Source organism: Paenibacillus sp. NPDC056933 (genome assembly GCF_042674385.1).
Classification (GTDB): Bacteria; Bacillota; Bacilli; order Paenibacillales; family Paenibacillaceae; genus Paenibacillus.
The window spans coordinates 3,281,321-3,298,568 of sequence record NZ_JBHUQN010000001.1 but is presented as its reverse complement, the minus strand read 5'-3'; the positions used below and the strand labels follow the sequence as shown (position 1 = coordinate 3,298,568).

The following is a 17,248-nucleotide window of genomic DNA, read 5'->3' as shown; positions in this document are numbered from 1 at the left end:
CATACCGAACTGAGGTTCCGCTGTAAACCTCTCCATAAACAACCAGTGTAAACCCTAATATATACAGAACGGTTCCAACCTTACTCATCTTCATTTTTTTGATTCGATTTCTTCTCCCTAATCGTAAACTTTACATTTAGTTAATCCAGTGCATACGCTCACTTATCATTCATTGTATACACTGGGTTTTGGATACCAAACTATACATATTATTAGGAGGATGTGTTCATGTTAAACCGATTCAATACCCGTGCGGCCAAAATGATGCTCGCGGTAACGACGATTGTTACGGCTACGCTGGGAGGCAGTAGTGCAGCTTGGGCTGTGGAAGACACCATCTCAACAACTTCTAGTTCACCAATCAAAAATGTCATCATACTCATTCCTGACGGTATGGCTAACGATGCCACCGCTCTGGCCCGTTGGTACAAGGGTTCCTCTCTTACACTGGACTCCATGGCCAGCGGCATGGTTCGTACACACTCTGCGGATGCGCCGATTGCGGACTCAGCCCCTGCGGGAACAGCCTTTGCCACAGGTCACAAATCACATACAGGATATGTCGGAGTGCTGCCGGATAAAGCGACAATGCCTGGACAAAAGGCCATCGCCCCGGGAGATGCCAAGAAACCGGTCGCTTCTATCCTCGAAGCATCCAGACTGGCAGGCAAAGCAACTGGCATTATTGCAACATCCGAAATTATGCACGCTACACCGGCTGACTTCTCGGCCCATTATCCGGATCGTAAAAACTATGATGCTCTGAGCAAACAGCAGGTCTATAACGGCATGGATGTTGTGCTCGGTGGAGGAAGCAGTTACTTGGAGCCTGCGGGACGTAAAGATGGCGAAAATCTGGTCTCTTCCATCAAAGCACAGGGCTATGACTATGTGACTACTCCGTCAGCGATGAAAGCTTCCACTTCAGGCAAGCTGTGGGGCATGTTTGCCCCGGCAGGCATGGATTACAATATGGATCGTGATCCAGCAAAACAACCAAGCCTCGCCGAGATGACGGCAAAAGCCATTGAAGTGCTCTCCAAAGATGACGACGGCTTCTTCCTGATGGTCGAAGGCAGCAAGGTCGACTGGGCAGCGCATGCCAACGATCCAATCGGTATTATCAGTGATGTGCTGGCATTCGATGATGCCGTTAAAGTAGCCGTGGATTTTGCCAAAAAAGATAAAGAAACCGTCGTTGTCGCTGTAACGGATCACCAGAACGGTGGATTGACTATCGGTAACGCCTCCACTACAGGCACTTACGATAAAGAGCCGTTGTCCACATTTATCGGACCTTTGAAAAAGGCCAAGCTGACAGGCGAAGGCGTTGAGTCCAAGCTCAATGCCAAACGTACCAATATCAAAGCCGTGATGAAGCAATACTATGGCATTACCGACCTGACTTCTGAGGAAATCGCGGCCATCAAAGCGGCCAGCCCGGGAAGCCTCAATTATGCGGTTGGACCGATGATCAGCAAACGTTCGGGCATCGGCTGGACCACTGGCGGTCATACGGGCGGAGATGTTGTACTGTATACGTATGCTCCGAACAATGATCGACCTTTTGGTGTCATCGACAACACGGATGTGGCCAAATACATGGCACGCGTGCTGGACCTTGACCTCGACAGCGTAAGCAAACAATTGTTTGTGCCCGCCAAACAGGCTTTTACTGCCAAAGGAGCAGCGTACAAGCTCGATCTGACGGATGCCAAAAATCCGAAGATCCTCGTAACCAAGGGCAACACCAAGCTGGAACTGCAAATCTACAAAAACGTAGCACTCGTGAACGGCAAAAAGACAACCCTGGATGGCGTGATTGTCTACAATGGCGTAGAAGCCTTTGTGCCACAGGATGCAATAGATCTGATTCAATAAAAAAGTGCCCGTTCACTGTGAACGGCACTCTTAGCCAAGCTGCCCGAGAATATTCTCGGGCAGTTTTTTCTGAATTCAATTTTAAACTGCTGGGCAAGAGCCTGAATTCCAATAAACACCTCAACAGCACGTCACCACTTTCGCAAGCTGCTCTTGTCACTGCTCAAACCCTTCGTTGCCTTGGTAGGCCCACGCACAGGCTTATCGTATAATAAGTATAACGTTTATGAATATTGACGCCATAAAGGAGAGGTTCACCTATGTTGATCAGACTAAACTGGATCACACTGCGGGTACGCGATCTGGAAGCATCGCTCCGCTTCTACCACAGTATGCTGGGGCTGCCGATTCAACGCAGATTTGAAAGCCGTGGACGGCAGATTGCCATGCTGGGCCCCGAAAACGAAACGAAACTGGAACTGATTGAAGGCAGCGAAACCATCCTTAAGCCAGAGGCCGGTGTGTCGATCGGCTATGAGGTAAGATCGCTGGACGAAGCCATGGAGCAGCTCGCCGCATTAGGCATCCCGATTGTACGAGGCCCTGTTCAACCCAATCCGCATCTGCAATTTATTTACATAGCCGACCCCGATGGCTTCGAAGTGCAGCTGGCCGAACATACTTGAGCTGGCATGATTATGTATGGTGGCGAGTGTCCGTGTGCTAATTGTACATGCTTACAGCTTCATCCGACGCATTAGCGGCACACCCACGCGGTTCAGAAGCCGATCAAGCAGCAGCCAGCACCAGCGTCTGCCCAAGGGCAGATGCCGCTCATACACGGCGGAATACTCGAAATCCGCCACGGCCCCGCGATTGCGCTTGAACTGGGCAGCGCCGGAACTCTCATGTAACAGATGACCGTTCTCGCGAGCCTGTCCAATCAGGCAGGCCGATAGCATGCGGTACAGCCCGGTAAACTGGGGTACCGCCGTATCGTAACCGAACAGCGGCGTTGTCATCACCCCATTCCGGCAGAAGTATCCCATAACCGCATCGATACGTCCTTCCTTCCGCAAACCGTACAGGGCCAGCGCTCCAGAAGCTTTTGCTGTTGCAATGAAATGTTCACTGAATTGTGGATTGTCATAAGAGTATTTTTCAAGGTACAGCAGTCTGTACAGCTCCGCGATTCGTGAAATATCCGCATCCGTCAGACTCGCTTGTGAAACGATTTCATATCCGTGCTTGGCGAGCAATTCGTAATCCCGTTTCAGCAGCCAGCGCGACTTCGCATTCCCGAAATTTGGATCATTCGCCCGGTACAAGTAGATTTGCCGGCTCGGAATCAGTTGACAGCCTGCTTGCTTCAGCTTGCTCGTCAGATCGGAGTGAAGCCCTGGGCACAAAGAGCGAAATACGACAGCATGCTCAGGATAACGTTCCTCTACTGCTGCAAGCTAGACAAACCGCCTGCTCACCGGACATGGCCGGATACAGGTTTGTTGATAACAGCCAGTTGTTGACGTGTACAACCTTGTTTATTTGTGATCGCTGCATCCCCCACCCCACCACACTAAGGAGCGCGGAAAGTCCCTTTTCCAGCAACGGTTTCCGAAGCAGCGTCAACTCCTGCTTGGCATACCGCACATAATGCGTATAAGGCGAACAAACGTAAGCATTGTCGTACTCTGCCTCATTTACCGTCAACGGAAGAACAAGATCGTCGATCCGGGCAATGAGCAGGGTTGTGTTTACGTTTACAATGAAGTCCCGTGTCCCTTGCAACATCATGGGTTCCAAATAGGCTCTTGCATCTCTGCCGTCCTCCGTGTTGGGCCAGTCCATGTCTTCGAGCGTATTCCGATCATAGAAACGAACGCGATGATCACGTTTTTCACTCTTCGCTGTATCTATACGGGCGCAGCGATCGGGCCCCTTTTCCTTTACTGCATTATTCACGTTCTGCTCCCCCAATTACCCAAACTTCCTGCCAGTACTCTTTTTTTACAAATTCTTATTCCTCCATTATAGTGGGCCTGGATGAACATCGACAATTGTTTCGTTGTAGACGGGCAGAGCAGTCACCCCATCTTAAAACAACAAAGCCTGCCTCCGCATCATGATTGGAGACAGGCTCAGTAGATTGAAATTCGAATGTAGCATAAGTAGGTATGTTAGGTGACTCGGATGCAGCAGGCCGGTTTCAGCCCCGCTTTATTTTTACAGGGTACCGGTTGCAGAACGTACTTCGTTTTCGTCCGACACCAATTCGTTCAGGTCCACGATCAATTGCTCCAGTTCTCCGAAGCTGTCCACCATCTTCTGGGTCAGATTGCGCTGTTCTTCCATACTGGCAAGAATTTCTTCCGTAGCGGCACTCGATTCCTGGGTCACACTTGAAATTTCCGATACCTCATTAACCACTTTCGTAGAAGAATCCCTCATGGTGACAGAACTGCTCTCAATATCGGCCGCCTGATTCAACACTTGCTGAGAGTTACTATTGATTGTACGGAAGACCTCTTCTGCCGTTTGCACACTATCTTTCCCTGCTTGCAAAGCGAGGCGAATCCGCTCGAATCGATCCGTCAACGCCTGAGTCTGTCCTTTCAATCGGAACAAAATGGTTCCAATCTCATTGGCTGATTGACCCGAGTGTTCCGCCAGCTTGCGAACTTCCTCCGACACGACTGCAAACCCGCGTCCCTGCTCTCCTGCACGTGCTGCTTCAATTGCTGCATTGAGCGCAAGCAGATTCGTCTGGTTCGCAATTTCTGAAATACTGTTCAGCATTAGCGACATGGACTCACTTTCCTCGTTAAACCTTCTCATATCACCAGCCGTCGTATCAATCGTTTCATACAGCTCCTGCATCTGAACATTCAGTTGATCCATCTGTGCACTGCCTGTTTCCGTACTCGTTGCCATGCTGGCAGACAGTTCTTTCATCTGATGCGAGTAGGAAGCTACATCGCGGATATGCTGATCCGACAAGGACAAGGACTCTGAAATCTCAGCCACACTGGTGGCCTGGAATTCGACCCCTTTGGCCACTTCGCTGAATCCAAGCGTTACTTCATGGGTGATGGAACCGGTATCGGTTACTTTTTGCTTCAATTGGTCTGTATAACGAGAGAGGCCCTCTACGGATTCTTTGACCCTTACAAGCATCGTTTCCACTCTCATTTTGGAATGCTCCACCTCTTGCCAACGTGCTTCGCTATCCCAAAAGAGTCTTTCATTCAACTGGGAAACCAGCATCAGAATGGCTCCGGTAAGCGCAAACAATCCTACATCCACAATATGGCCAATAAACTCCTCAGAGTTCACCGTCTCGACCAGAATGACCTGAAGAATACTAATGATGAGCAGCACGAGAAATCCGGTCGTGAACAGTTTTTTGTCGGGATAGAGCAGCAATACTGAAGTGATCACCAGACTTAAAGTGATGTTAACACTTCCCCACCCTACATAGACTCCACAGATCGTAATCAGGAGCGTACACAGCCACGGAATGACATGAATATGCTTCTTTTTGACATTGGCGTATGTTACCCAAATAGCGAACAAAACAGCTACCCCATTCGAAACAAGCAGCTTTGGAGTCAAAAAGGACAAACCAAAACCTATAGCAACAATTACCCATAGGATGACACAAATCAACTTGTTCCTTTTCCAGATGATTTCGTCATAACGATTCATGAATTTCCCGTCCTTTTTATGAGATTAAATATGGATGTGAAACATTTCTGTACTATGCTTTATCAGTCTATGGTCCTTGCTTAGGCTTAAATCGCAAAATCCTAGAGCTTTTTTCTAGTACATTAGGTCTTCACAAACATGAAAATATACTTTAAGTATATCGGAATTTAATTATCAATTTTTAATATATGAAGGAATATAATATGTACTAACATTTTAAAATTTCAGTTTAGCTTCCTTAATGACAAATAACCCGCATCAGAAGATACGGGCTTTTGACGTTCAAACCTACTTGCCGAATACAAGTGTGTTGTTAGACGAACCTGCATACTTGGTGACAAATTCGCGTGCGTAACTGGCTGTTTGAACTTCATAGCTATAGTTGGAGCTCGGTCTCCAGTTCGTTTTCGGAGAAGACGGGCTGCTCAGCGCAGGCGTACTGCCTGTATCCGTAAATTCCCCTTTTCCTTTATCGTCCAGAATCCCGCCTTTTTCAGCGCCAGCACCGAAATAGTTATTTTCAGAATAAATGCGTGCCTTTTCACCAATTGTAATGGCCTGGTTAAAATTGTTGGCGTAATTGTTTTTAATATGGAAATAACCGTATCTCATAAGACCAGGACCACGTACATACAGATTCTCGAAATAGTTGTTCGCCATGGTTACATGAGGTACACCATTATAACTGCTGTTGCCATCATTCGGATATCCGAGAATAATTCCGTATTTGTGATTTGCAAATTTGGAATTGCTGATTGTAATATAATCAGCCCGATCCCCAATGTACAGGAGCTTGTCCAGATCACTGCCGCTGGAGCTATAGCTGTGGCCGGAGAACGTCACATGATCGATCCAGTAGTTGGAACCTGAAGTAATATACATTTGAATATCGTCGTTGGCATTAATATTGGAAGCGTGTTCAAAAGTCAGATTCTGAAAAATGACATTGCTTGAGCTGGCCGTGGATCTGAAATGGATATTCGTTAGCGTGTGTTTATCAAAGGAACCTACCAACGTTTTGTTCGATCCAAATTCGACTTTTTGCAACGTAGAGGAAGAAATATTTTGTTCAATGACCAGTATTTTTGCCGCAGTGCCAGCCATATGTGTTCTCAGATCGTTCAGATTGCTGATGTAGATGACCTGACCGTTCTTGCCACCTGTTGTGGCTGATTTGGACACACCACTCTCATTTTTGGCGTTACCGGCAAAACCCGTTAAACCATTCGTGCCTGTGTTGGGATAACTGGCCGCACCATAGGTAGCAGGTGCCGTAGAGACTGTGGAGACTGTCAGCAATAACAGAGTTACAGCAAGTAAAAGAATTGAAAATTTCTTCAAAATTTCACCATCCTTTATAATTTTATCCTGCAATACAAGTAGATTATATCGTGTAACATCGGATGTGACAATACAAAAATTGCAATTCAACCATTACTTTTATTTTTTTGCAACACCAGTCCCCGTATAAGGAAAATAAAAAGGCGACACGAAGTCATCTGCAAAAACCATGACTGTGTATCGCCCTTCCTCTGAATCCTATTTGATCTTTAACTCCAGCTTATGTTTCTCGGCTTCCTGTAGATCATCGTATACTTTGCCCGGTTCACCACGGAGCTTCAATACCAGGGACTGCGGGTCATCCAGAAGATTGCTGCTGAAGGAATAGATCATACCGTCTTCCGTTCCGTTACCTGACACTGAAGATAGTTTAGTCTGCTTCCCATCTTTGGTTGTGGACACAATTTCGGTAGGATTCACCACTTCACTTACCAATAGTTTTGTTTTGTAATCAATCTTTTGATTCGGTTCATAGATAAACCTTGCTCGTGTCACCAGTGGGGATATCTCTGCTTCAGATAACAATACCTCATGACCCCCAATCGTAAATAACTGATTAAGTTTGATCTTCTCTGCCTTGGATACCGAAAATTTAGGATCCAGATCGAAGCTCACTTCCATCGGTTTCGAAAATTGGTATTTGGTATCTTTTTTAACCTTATTCGTGTCAGCCAGCAGATCAGGGACTACAGATGAAATGCGAAAATCGAACCTCACTTGTTCAGGAAGTGGTGTATCACCATCCATTTCAACGGTGCTACGTCCGTAAAGTGTATACTTTCCATTTGGGGTGTACAGGCTGCTTATACCGCCATTGCCAAGCGATTGGTTCGTCATGCCATTGATCATATTCGTTTTGGGAACTGAATATATCTTCTGGGAAGCATCCGTCTGGGCTGTGTACAATATGATCATCTTGTTTTCATCCGCCATCACTGCATTGACGGTTAACTGATATATTCCTGATTTCACAGAACGATCTACGACCTGCACATAACCATTGTTAATTGCGGATGCAATCGTGTTGCCGTCGACATCGGATTCCACCAAATCCCGAAAAGGTTCAAGAACTCCCCAATTCTGTGCGGGCTGGCTGTACATTGACTGTTGTGGTGTAGAACCAGTAAGTGGACCCATCAGCAGCCAACCAGCTGCCAGAGCTGTTACGAGCACCGCAGTAATCCACTTTAATTGCACATGACCTGTCATTCGCCGGGTTCTTGCTTTTGCCAGACCTCGCTGAATCGCAAATGCCGTGTCTGCGGGATTCAATTGTTGTCTCTCCAGCTTAGCCTGGGAAGCATCTGCGAAAAGCGCCTGTTCTTCTGGACTAGTTTTCATACCAATCCCCCCTGTTCTTCATCTGCTTCCGCAACAATTCCAACCCTTTATGCTGCCAGGTTTTGATGGTCCCCTCCGGTTTGCCGAGAATGGAGGCAATCTCAATCAACGTCATGTCGTTATAGTATTTCAGCAGTAACACATGGCGGTATTTCGGTTTGATTTTCTCCAGCATGGACCACATCGCAAGCTTGTTATCGTTAAATCTGGTAATTGCAGACTCGGCTATCTCCTCCTCCAACCCTTCATTGGGCAGTGGCGTGGACCGTTTGCGACGTCTTTGTTCATCAATGCACACGTAGATCAGGATACGAATAATCCACGATTTGAACGCCTTCTCATTTTTTAGTGTGCGACGCTTGATCCAGGCCCGGCATGTCATCTCCTGCACGGCTTCGAGTGCATCGTGACGGTTTCGCAGGTAACTGTAGGCAATGGAGATCAGCGTGTCCTGATGCTCCATGATGGACTGGACAAACAACGTCTCATCTTCGCTCTGTACGAACAGCATCTTTTTCATCTCGGCTTTGGTTTCCACCCCGCAATCCCCTCCTTCTCTCTCTTTCTGTGGTTTAAGACGGATGAACAAGCCAAACCGTTTTTATTTATTTTCCATCACAAAAAAAAGCCCCGCCTAAACCTGAGGAGGAAGCTCTTGTATTGATTTCCGCATCATTATTTAAAGTTCAAACCATTCCAAATTGCTGTCCTCCCGGTTCGTAGCCGTTTTCATCTGTCTCAGCCAGTCTGCTGCAAACTCACCCCCGGTATGAAACAGACAATAGATGTACAACTCTCCCTCTACAACCTCTTCCATTCCCGAAGCTACCTCAATCGAGACTTGTAGTGCTTCAGCCCAGGAAGAATCCTCCTGAAGTAATGCAAAACCATCTTCATCATGCTCCAGCCTGTACAAGTCGGAGAAAGTTAAGGAGTCCGCCAGTCGCTTCATAACCCCTGGTAAAATGACAGGATTTGTTGTTCTAATGCCGTATTCCCGGCCCATCAAGGTACCTCCTTCAACCTTCAATCTAAAAGTTAGCTAAAAGCTACTACTCCTGCTCATTCAATTCATTGATCGAGCGGTCCAGCCATAATTCATACCAATCCAGAAAACCCAGCCGCTCCGTGTTGCCCATATAATGATCCGGATAAATTCCATTACTGTTCGCCCGATCATCGGTCCAAATCTCTCCATAGGAAGATCCCTTCACGATCAGATTGAGTGACACGCCACAGCCAAAATCACTGATTCGCAGCATCCCTGCCGACCATTTCGGATCATAATATTCATGTTCAAGCGCTGCCCACTCGTCCTCTTCCTTACTGTCATCGTACCAGTCCACATCCCAATTCCAGGATTCCACATGTGGGAACGGCTCGGAAATGGCATTCAACTCATCCTCATAATCCATCACCAGATACACGCCGTTCTCAGGTTTTTCCAGCCCATAATAAGGACCTGTTCCGCCACTTCCAATTACGAGCAAAAAAGCTTGATACGCTTCAGGCAGTTCTATCTTCCATTCCCGTTCAAATGCCTTAATCTTGTCCAATGTCCATACCGGAGCCATTTCATATTGATGATTTTCCGCCCCAAACAGATTCCGCTCCGGGTCCATAATTTTGATTTTCTCCAATTTTTGCCGTATGCGTTCCAGTTGGGATATATACATGTCCGGATGCCTCCTTCAATCTGCTCCTAAAAAGGGTCATGTCCCACCCTTGGTGACCTGTCTCTATTTCATACTTCGCAATGAATCTTGTTCACTCACGTACCTATATTGTTAGATTCGAATCAAGTCACTCAAACGATTCTTACTTTGCAGACTGGCCTTCATGGCAATCGAAATTTGATTATTCTCCTTCGTTACCCTGCACGCATAATTTCCGGGTTCCAACTGGAGCAGCTTACCCCCGCACGACTCATCGGGCTCCAGCTCGCCTCCAGTGACATCCTCCGCAGCTCCCAGATACACATGACCGGAAGGAACTCGGATATAGTACACCTCTGCCGTCCCCACTTCCTTAACCGAATCATCCAGACTCCATTGCACCTCATACTGTCCATCATCACCCAGGTTCAGAAACAAAACGTTACCTGCATTTACCTCAGTCAGTTCATCCTCTGCAATAGACCACCAGTCTGGTGTGTCTTCCATCCGATGCTTAAGCGCCGCCAGATCATACAGGCACAATGCTGCCGTATCCGTAAAGACTTCAAATTTCCCGTTCATTCTACGTCTCCCCTTCCTTATTTAAAATAATATCCGCTCCCTTCCCCTCTGATCCGCATGAGATAATCAGAACCCTATCCAACCATTATATCAAGCCCGGCAAACGGGTTAAAGGAACACAAGAGCTATCTCAGTTCATGTTGTATATGAGGTTAATAGAAGGTGTTTGCAAACAAGAGCTCACCTCTTCATTTTAATAGCAAAATGGACGATATAATCATAACTGACTTTTTTTGATTTTGTGGAGGAAACTATGTCAATCAACCTTAGAAGAGAACCTTTCCGCTATACTTTAAAAGAACCCATAACGTTTGAAATCTTTATTCTCAGCATTAACGGAGTATCTGCACCATCCAAACCCATTCAGGCAGAATTATGCGATATCAGCCGATCCGGCTGCCAGCTTTCGTTTCCGTTAAACCTGCATGTCGAGTCCAATGAAATTCGGATCGGCATGAATTTGCTGCTTTTTGAAGACCCCTTATATTTGGAAGGGACATTGCGCTGGGGCAAAGAAGAGAATAACCAATGGCATTACGGTGTACATCTTGAGATTCCGGAAGGAAATCACGAGCGTTTATCCAGAGAGATGAGAATGCTTGCGGGACAGGGCAAAATTATGGTGAAGTAAACTTGGGCAAAACCTAAAAAAACAGCCCAAAATATGGACTGTTTCAATAAATCAACGTTTAGGCAGCTTTGCTGGCCGCAGCTGTATGCTCCATTTTGGACCAGTTCACCGTGGTTTCAAGCAAAAGTGACACCATGACCCCGATGACGAGTCCATTGCTAATGATCGGTATAAGATACATGGGCAAGGACTGAAAGGCTTCAGCAGGGATGTTCATTACAGCAACACCTGTGAGAACAGGCAATGCTACACGATAAATGGTTTTGGAGTTAAAGGTTGTTCCCTCAAGTGTTCTTAACGCCGTCCCGAACATTTGCAGATAGGCTACAAACAGCACCGCACTGCCTACACTGGGAGGGATTTGTGCAAAGAAGGCCGTTACCGGGGGTGTAAGACCCAAAATACATAACATGCCTGCTCCCACGACAAACGCAGCACGACGCAGAATACGAGTGCTCTCCAGGAATCCGATGGAAGAAGCAAACAGACCAAATGGCAGTACACCTGCACACGCTGATAACATGGTGAACAATCCAGTCAGCATATACGAACGTTTATATTGTTGATCTGACGTCCGCACCCCGTATATTTTTTCTACTGAACTTAGCGTTGTGATCGAGTTGGTCATATTGACGAGCCCGACGAAGAAAGCGGTAATTACAATCCCCGGCTCCCACGCAGGTTTCCCCCAAGGAAATAGAGAAATCGAGCTGCCTCCAGCATGACTTGATAACCCGGCATGCTGACCAGGGAACACAAGACTGTATGCAATCCATCCCGTCACGATGCCAATCAGGATGGAATAGTTACCGAGCTTGCCTCTTCCCTTAAGCTGAATCAAAGCGACGAGAAACGCAATAGCAACGGACAAAGCCGCTACAGGCAGGTTGAATGAGCCAAACTCGGTGTATCCAATCATGCCTTTAAAAAAATTCATGGTCAACTGGATCGTCATCAGAAACAACATTGCACTCTTGACCATAGGTGTGAACAGCTTCTGAAGCACATGTGCCGCTCCCAGCCCGCCAAGGATCATCATCGTCAGGCCGGCTAACAGAAAACCCGCAGCCAGTCCTCCCCCAATACGCTCCAGACTCATCCCTGCCGAGGAAGCCGAGACTGTTAAGCTTAGTGTCAGTCCCCACCATAACCCTGAAGGACCATCCATGACTGCATAACGATGCCCGAATATTGCCTGTAATATGCACACGACTCCAGTAAGTAAAAAAGCATGCTGCATGGATGCAGCGATGGCATCCGGTGATAGATGAAAGTTATGCCCAATCGATAATGGAACTACTACGGTGTTGGTAAACAAAAAGAAGAACCACTGAATGCCTGCCAATGCAAGCGATGATACTCCCTTTATATTGTTTTGCAGCGTTTTCTCTTGATGTCTGTTCATGATTGAGTTAACATTCGCTCCATTTCTATATAATGATGCCTGCAGGCATGCTCAAGTGCGGTAACCCCGTCCCGGTCAGCGATGAACGGATCAGCGCCATGCTGCAAAAGTAATGCAACGATCTGCTGGTGGCGAGAGCCGCCATCTCCCAGAATGACCGCTTCCAGTAGGGCGGTCCATCCCAGATTGTTGATATGATTCACATCCACATCGGTGGAGGTCAGGAGGATTTCCACAATATCAACATGACCTCGATCTGAAGCAGGGATCAGTGCTGTACCTCCAAACCGATTCGTAAGCCTGGTATTCGCTCCAGCTTTGACCGCCAGTTCAACCACTTCACATAACCCTTCCGCACTCGCGTACAATAGTGGATTATCCAGTCGCTGATCCCTGATATTGATATCCGCCCCGGCGTTAATAAGCATACCGACCGTCTCTATCTTGTTTCCGTGCACCGCAGCCATCAGAGGTGTCCGTCCAAGCGCATCCCGAGCATTCACTCCGGTTCCCCGTGTGATAAACCGAAGTACATCATCGGTATGTCCAGCTTCAGCAGCCGCATGTATCGTTTTAAACACGAAGCCCTCACCCTCCAATTCAAACTCACCCTCATGGCTCATGTTCTATATGTCATAATCACAAACTGTTGTTTTAAGTGTTTAAACCTAATGTATGTTAACATGGGATGAGAGTATATTCAAAATACATGTTTTGTTGGTTTCCCATATGATAAACATATACATTGCAGCAAAGGAGAACATTCTTGGATATCAAACAATGTCGTTATTTCATTGCCATTGCCGAGGAGCGACAGATCACAGCTGCTGCTCGAAGGTTGCATATGGCTCAGCCTCCTTTAAGCCAACAGCTCAAGCTGATGGAAGAAGAGCTCGGTGTGATTTTGTTTGAACGCAAAGGGCGCAGCATGGAGCTGACGCAGGCGGGTCGAAGCTTCTATGATTATGCGGTTACGATGACCAAATATATGGAAGAGGCTGTTATGGAGATGCAGAGTTTTCGTTATGGTATTCGGGGCAAGTTGTCGCTTGGGATTAATACCATTTCAGATCGTCTGATCCCGCAAGCACTTCAACAGTTTCGGATGACTCATCCCCAGGTTACCTATAAAATTCAACAAAATGAATCCTCCCAGCTCTGTCAGCTCTTGAGTGAAGGCAAAATTGAACTGGCCTGTGTACGAATGCCAGTCAAGACAGAACAATACGAAGTGTTACATCTTCCGCAGGAAGCTCTCTTCTACATTTCTTCCACACCGCTGGAGGCAGCGGATGAGACCGGGACTTATTTTGAAACGCTGGCCAACATTCCTCTCTTGCTGCCCAGTACCGAAGGGCTTGGAATGTTCGAACTGATTCTGGAGAAATTCCGTGAGCATCACGTAAATCCTTCCATTACGGGAGAATGCTCGGATATTAACATGTTGCTGGAGCTTGTCCGTCTCGGCTTCGCGAGTTCCATCGTGCCCCATACGGTACTGCAGCTATATCACGAGCACCCTTTCCATGTTTACCGTATACAGGATGTACAATCCACGGTAGGATCTGCGCTTGTGTGGCATCGCAATCGCCATCTGTCCAAGCCCGCGCAGCACTTTGTGCAGCTGGTTCAGCAGCTGCTTCCTTCTCGTCAGGTATAACATTCAGCGGATATCTTCCATAAAGAATATCGCCCATAGATACAAAAAAGCAGCAGCCTTGCCGGAATTCCATCCGGAAAGACTGCTGCTTTTTGATGTTCGTTAAGCTTTTGCCGTAAACAACAATTCTTTTTCTTTGATCGTAGTGCGACCAGCAGACTCAATGGACTCATACTGGTGCATGTTTGTAATAATGACTGGTGTAATCGTTGTATAACCGGCTTTTTCGATCTGTTCCCGGTCGAACTCCATCAGTACATCACCTACGGCAACCTTCGCACCTGCTTGAACTTTAGGAGAGAAGAATTGACCTTTCAGCTTCACGGTATCAATCCCGATATGAATCAACATCTCTGCGCCTGTATCACTTACCAGACCAATGGCATGTCCACTCTTTGATAACGAGAACACGGTTCCGTTGATCGGAGATACCACACGTCCCTCAGATGGCTGAATCGCGAATCCTTTACCCATAATTTCTTCAGAGAACGCAGGGTCTGGCACTTCGCTCAGCGGTTTAACTTCACCAGTGATCGGGCTGAATACTTGCTCATCTTGTGCTTTTGCTTCTTCAGTTACAGCAGCAGAAGTCGTTGCTGCTGGTGTTGTAGGTTCAGCAGCTGGCGTAGCTTCAGCCGACTGTGGAGCATTGTCTTCTTGGAAACCAAGGATGTACGTCAGTACTGCTGCTGCTACGATGGCAATCAAACCACCAGCCAGAGCGTAGAGTAGCGTGCTAATTGCCGGACTGATAAATGCTGCAATACTTGGCAGACCCACTAGACCTGTAAGTACATAAGCTTTAACATTGACGATCCCCATGAATCCACCTGCAACAGCTCCACCGATCAGGGCTGCTATAAATGGTTTTTTGAACTTCATATTGATCCCGTACATTGCTGGTTCCGTAATCCCCATAATAGCCGTAAGACCTGTGGAATAAGCAAGCGATTTCGTTTTACCATTTTTCGATCTAAGACCCACACCAAATGCTGCACCACCTTGTGCCAAGTTAGCTGCAAACATCAGTGGAATAATAAAATCGTAACCAAGTGATGTCATCGAACCAACAATGATCGGCAACAATGCATAGTGCATACCCGTAATGATCAGAAGTGACATCGTACCACCAATCAGGATACTTGCGAATATTGACATATTGTCGAACAACCAGGAAATACCACCTGACAAACCATTACCAAGCACTGTACCCAATGGTCCAACCGTCATCAAGGTCAGAGGAACCATAATTAACAGGGTAACCGTTGGAACAATCAGAAGCTTAAGCGAAGCATGTGTAACACGATCAACGGCTTTTTCTACATATGAAGCAATCCAAACTGCCAGAACGATCGGAATAACTGTAGAAGAATACGTTGCCGCTATAACTGTAATCCCCATAAATGATGAGTTGTGACCATCGGCCAGCAATGCTGTAATGCTCGGATGCATAATCCCCGCTGCCAGCGCTGCAGCAATATACATATTGCTACCGAGCTTACGTGCGGCACTGATTGCCAGAATGATCGGCAGGAAGTAGAATGCACCATCACCGATAGCAGATAAAATGATATAGGTTGAACTGGTTTCAGACAACCAACCTACAGCTACCAGGATTGCCACGATCCCTTTGATCATACCGGCACCCGTAATCGCTGGCAGAATCGGCGTGAATATTCCGGAAATAAAGTCGAACAATGCACTTACTGGATTTCTCTTTTTCTTCTCCCCAGTCGAAGCACCGGTTGATCCAGCGTCTGCATTTGGAGATTTGGACATGTTGCCTACAAGTGCATTATACACAACAGGTACATCGTTCCCGATAATGACCTGGAACTGACCGCCGTTCTCCATCACGCCCATAACACCTGGTGTATTTTTCAGCGTCGCTTTGTCCGCCAATTTGTTGTCATTCAGGTTAAATCGGAGTCTTGTCATACAGTGTGTGACTTGATCGATGTTCTCTTCGCCACCAACAAGCTTCAAAATATCCTTGGACAATTGTTGTTTATCCATTGTGTTTTGCTCCTTTTATGTGTAATGAAGTTAAAAAAAAACCTAAACACTGAATAATGACAAAGCAGTTTCAGCTTATCATTATTCAACGTTTAGGTTTTGCCTTTTTTGCAGTAACAATCCTAAATTATTCAATTGTTTGTTCAGTTCTGACAACTCGTTCAATATGAATAGTCAGATATAGGATTTCTTCCTTGGACAACACCCGATTATAGATCTTACGCGTATAGTCACTGATCCTTACTGCACATGCATGTGCTTCCGGATACTGTTTGCTCACCAAGTCATGAAGCGGATTATCTTCTTCTTTATCTTCAATCGCCGTTCCTTGCAACACACGTTGGGCAAAGAACTTCAGATGAGTTAAAAATCGATAATAACTCAATGAATCTTCATCCAACTCAATAACGAAACTCCGTCTTACAATGTTGAGTATATCCTTAACAATATTCGTGATACTGATCGTTTCCCTCATCTCACCGTTCATCTGTGCATTAACCAGATGCATGGCGATGAATGCGCATTCGTCTTCAGGAAGCAGAACACCCAAGGTTTCTTCAATAATCTGCAGCGCCTTGAGCCCAATCGCATATTCCTTGCGGTACATGCGCTTGATTTCCCAGAACAATGCGTTACGAATCAGTAACCCCTGACGATGCCGGTCAATGGCAAAATGAATATGATCCGTCAGTGAAATGTAGATGCTCTCATGTAACCTCTCACCTAACACGGTCTCTGCATAACGGATAATTTCATCCGAGCATTCGACATATTCAACTGGAATATCGGACAGAAGCGTTTTCAATTTCTGCGATACTTCCTTGCTTTCAAGCGAGAATATTTTTTCGACGAGACTCTCGTCTATTGTTTCACCAGTATGCTTTTTGAAGGCAATTCCCCGTCCCATGACGACCAGTTCGTTTCCTCCCGGATCAATCACAGTAACTACGTTGTTGTTCAGCACCTTCTCAATTTTCATTTCTTCACATCACCTTGCACCGTCAAAGTAGTAAAAGGCAAAACCAAAACAGGTCATTCACACGCCCTGCTTCTGGTTTTGCCTGATTGAACAGTAACAATCCAGTATTCAT

Annotated in this window: 17 protein-coding genes; 4 read left to right on the top strand and 13 right to left on the bottom strand. The window is 46.5% G+C overall.

Translation table 11 applies throughout. The annotated features are described in order from the left end of the window. Positions 1–228: 228 nt before the first annotated feature. Positions 229–1,881, top strand: a complete 1,653-nt coding sequence (locus tag ACFTRD_RS14610; protein ID WP_379380942.1) for an alkaline phosphatase — start codon at positions 229–231, stop codon at positions 1,879–1,881. Positions 1,882–2,141: 260 nt separating this feature from the next. Beyond that, the gene (locus ACFTRD_RS14605) at positions 2,142–2,507 is read left to right on the top strand and encodes a VOC family protein (protein WP_379380940.1); all 366 of its coding nucleotides are present in this window, start codon (positions 2,142–2,144) and stop codon (positions 2,505–2,507) included. A 51-nt stretch (positions 2,508–2,558) separates the two neighbouring features. Here the strand turns inward: ACFTRD_RS14605 and ACFTRD_RS14600 are convergent, their stop codons facing one another. The 9 genes from ACFTRD_RS14600 to ACFTRD_RS14560 all read right to left on the bottom strand — a co-directional run bounded on the left by ACFTRD_RS14600 (position 2,559) and on the right by ACFTRD_RS14560 (position 10,445). Then, on the bottom strand, positions 2,559–3,230 hold the full coding sequence (locus ACFTRD_RS14600) for a GNAT family N-acetyltransferase (RefSeq protein ID WP_379380938.1): 672 nt from the start codon (positions 3,228–3,230) through the stop codon (positions 2,559–2,561). A gap of 22 nt (positions 3,231–3,252) precedes the next feature. Further along, positions 3,253–3,783 (bottom strand): hypothetical protein, encoded by a 531-nt coding sequence (locus tag ACFTRD_RS14595; RefSeq protein ID WP_379380936.1) that lies wholly within the window; start codon positions 3,781–3,783, stop codon positions 3,253–3,255. A gap of 261 nt (positions 3,784–4,044) precedes the next feature. After that, positions 4,045–5,526: a methyl-accepting chemotaxis protein gene (locus tag ACFTRD_RS14590; protein ID WP_379380934.1), complete on the bottom strand. Its 1,482-nt coding sequence runs from the start codon at positions 5,524–5,526 to the stop codon at positions 4,045–4,047. Positions 5,527–5,814: 288 nt separating this feature from the next. After that, positions 5,815–6,867 carry a pectate lyase family protein gene (locus ACFTRD_RS14585; RefSeq protein WP_379380932.1) on the bottom strand — a complete coding sequence of 351 codons (1,053 nt, stop codon included), beginning with the start codon at positions 6,865–6,867 and terminating at the stop codon, positions 5,815–5,817. Positions 6,868–7,065: 198 nt separating this feature from the next. Further along, on the bottom strand, positions 7,066–8,208 hold the full coding sequence (locus tag ACFTRD_RS14580) for a DUF4179 domain-containing protein (RefSeq protein ID WP_379380930.1): 1,143 nt from the start codon (positions 8,206–8,208) through the stop codon (positions 7,066–7,068). Then, positions 8,198–8,746 carry an RNA polymerase sigma factor gene (locus ACFTRD_RS14575; protein WP_379380928.1) on the bottom strand — a complete coding sequence of 183 codons (549 nt, stop codon included), beginning with the start codon at positions 8,744–8,746 and terminating at the stop codon, positions 8,198–8,200. Before ACFTRD_RS14575 ends, ACFTRD_RS14580 begins: the two co-directional genes overlap by 11 nt. Before the next feature lie 141 nt (positions 8,747–8,887). Beyond that, positions 8,888–9,214 carry a hypothetical protein gene (locus tag ACFTRD_RS14570; RefSeq protein WP_379380926.1) on the bottom strand — a complete coding sequence of 109 codons (327 nt, stop codon included), beginning with the start codon at positions 9,212–9,214 and terminating at the stop codon, positions 8,888–8,890. 46 nt (positions 9,215–9,260) lie between these two features. Further along, on the bottom strand, positions 9,261–9,884 hold the full coding sequence (locus tag ACFTRD_RS14565; protein WP_379380924.1) for an SMI1/KNR4 family protein: 624 nt from the start codon (positions 9,882–9,884) through the stop codon (positions 9,261–9,263). 111 nt (positions 9,885–9,995) lie between these two features. Then, on the bottom strand, positions 9,996–10,445 hold the full coding sequence (locus tag ACFTRD_RS14560; protein ID WP_379380922.1) for a DUF6386 family protein: 450 nt from the start codon (positions 10,443–10,445) through the stop codon (positions 9,996–9,998). Positions 10,446–10,698: 253 nt separating this feature from the next. Here ACFTRD_RS14560 and ACFTRD_RS14555 point away from each other — a divergent pair, with 253 nt between their 5' ends. Further along, a complete protein-coding gene (locus ACFTRD_RS14555) occupies positions 10,699–11,076 on the top strand; it encodes a PilZ domain-containing protein (protein WP_379380920.1) in 378 nt (125 codons plus the stop codon). A 58-nt stretch (positions 11,077–11,134) separates the two neighbouring features. Here ACFTRD_RS14555 and ACFTRD_RS14550 read toward each other — a convergent pair whose 3' ends face one another. Together ACFTRD_RS14550 and ACFTRD_RS14545 are read right to left on the bottom strand one after the other, a co-directional pair. Further along, entirely contained in the window at positions 11,135–12,481 is a 1,347-nt protein-coding gene (locus tag ACFTRD_RS14550; RefSeq protein ID WP_379380918.1) for a uracil/xanthine transporter, read from the bottom strand. After that, on the bottom strand, positions 12,478–13,062 hold the full coding sequence (locus tag ACFTRD_RS14545) for an ankyrin repeat domain-containing protein (RefSeq protein WP_379380916.1): 585 nt from the start codon (positions 13,060–13,062) through the stop codon (positions 12,478–12,480). Before ACFTRD_RS14545 ends, ACFTRD_RS14550 begins: the two co-directional genes overlap by 4 nt. Positions 13,063–13,247: 185 nt before the next feature. Here ACFTRD_RS14545 and ACFTRD_RS14540 point away from each other — a divergent pair, with 185 nt between their 5' ends. Beyond that, positions 13,248–14,141, top strand: a complete 894-nt coding sequence (locus ACFTRD_RS14540) for a LysR family transcriptional regulator (RefSeq protein WP_379380914.1) — start codon at positions 13,248–13,250, stop codon at positions 14,139–14,141. Between the two features lie 102 nt (positions 14,142–14,243). Here ACFTRD_RS14540 and ACFTRD_RS14535 read toward each other — a convergent pair whose 3' ends face one another. Both ACFTRD_RS14535 and licT read right to left on the bottom strand, forming a co-directional pair. Continuing rightward, a complete protein-coding gene (locus tag ACFTRD_RS14535; RefSeq protein WP_379380912.1) occupies positions 14,244–16,157 on the bottom strand; it encodes a beta-glucoside-specific PTS transporter subunit IIABC in 1,914 nt (637 codons plus the stop codon). A gap of 127 nt (positions 16,158–16,284) precedes the next feature. Then, positions 16,285–17,136 (bottom strand): BglG family transcription antiterminator LicT, encoded by an 852-nt coding sequence (gene licT / locus ACFTRD_RS14530; RefSeq protein ID WP_379380910.1) that lies wholly within the window; start codon positions 17,134–17,136, stop codon positions 16,285–16,287. Positions 17,137–17,248 lie beyond the last annotated feature (112 nt).

Bases quoted from the DNA above. Each gene is read 5' to 3' on its own strand.
- ACFTRD_RS14610 (WP_379380942.1), top strand. From the start codon at position 229: ATGTTAAACCGATTCAATACCCGTGCGGCCAAAATGATGCTCGCGGTA.
- ACFTRD_RS14605 (WP_379380940.1), top strand. From the start codon at position 2,142: ATGTTGATCAGACTAAACTGGATCACACTGCGGGTACGCGATCTGGAA.
- ACFTRD_RS14590 (WP_379380934.1), bottom strand. From the start codon at position 5,526: ATGAATCGTTATGACGAAATCATCTGGAAAAGGAACAAGTTGATTTGT.
- ACFTRD_RS14580 (WP_379380930.1), bottom strand. From the start codon at position 8,208: ATGAAAACTAGTCCAGAAGAACAGGCGCTTTTCGCAGATGCTTCCCAG.
- ACFTRD_RS14570 (WP_379380926.1), bottom strand. From the start codon at position 9,214: ATGGGCCGGGAATACGGCATTAGAACAACAAATCCTGTCATTTTACCA.
- ACFTRD_RS14565 (WP_379380924.1), bottom strand. From the start codon at position 9,884: ATGTATATATCCCAACTGGAACGCATACGGCAAAAATTGGAGAAAATC.
- ACFTRD_RS14560 (WP_379380922.1), bottom strand. From the start codon at position 10,445: ATGAACGGGAAATTTGAAGTCTTTACGGATACGGCAGCATTGTGCCTG.
- ACFTRD_RS14555 (WP_379380920.1), top strand. From the start codon at position 10,699: ATGTCAATCAACCTTAGAAGAGAACCTTTCCGCTATACTTTAAAAGAA.
- ACFTRD_RS14550 (WP_379380918.1), bottom strand. From the start codon at position 12,481: ATGAACAGACATCAAGAGAAAACGCTGCAAAACAATATAAAGGGAGTA.
- ACFTRD_RS14535 (WP_379380912.1), bottom strand. From the start codon at position 16,157: ATGGATAAACAACAATTGTCCAAGGATATTTTGAAGCTTGTTGGTGGC.
- licT (WP_379380910.1), bottom strand. From the start codon at position 17,136: ATGAAAATTGAGAAGGTGCTGAACAACAACGTAGTTACTGTGATTGAT.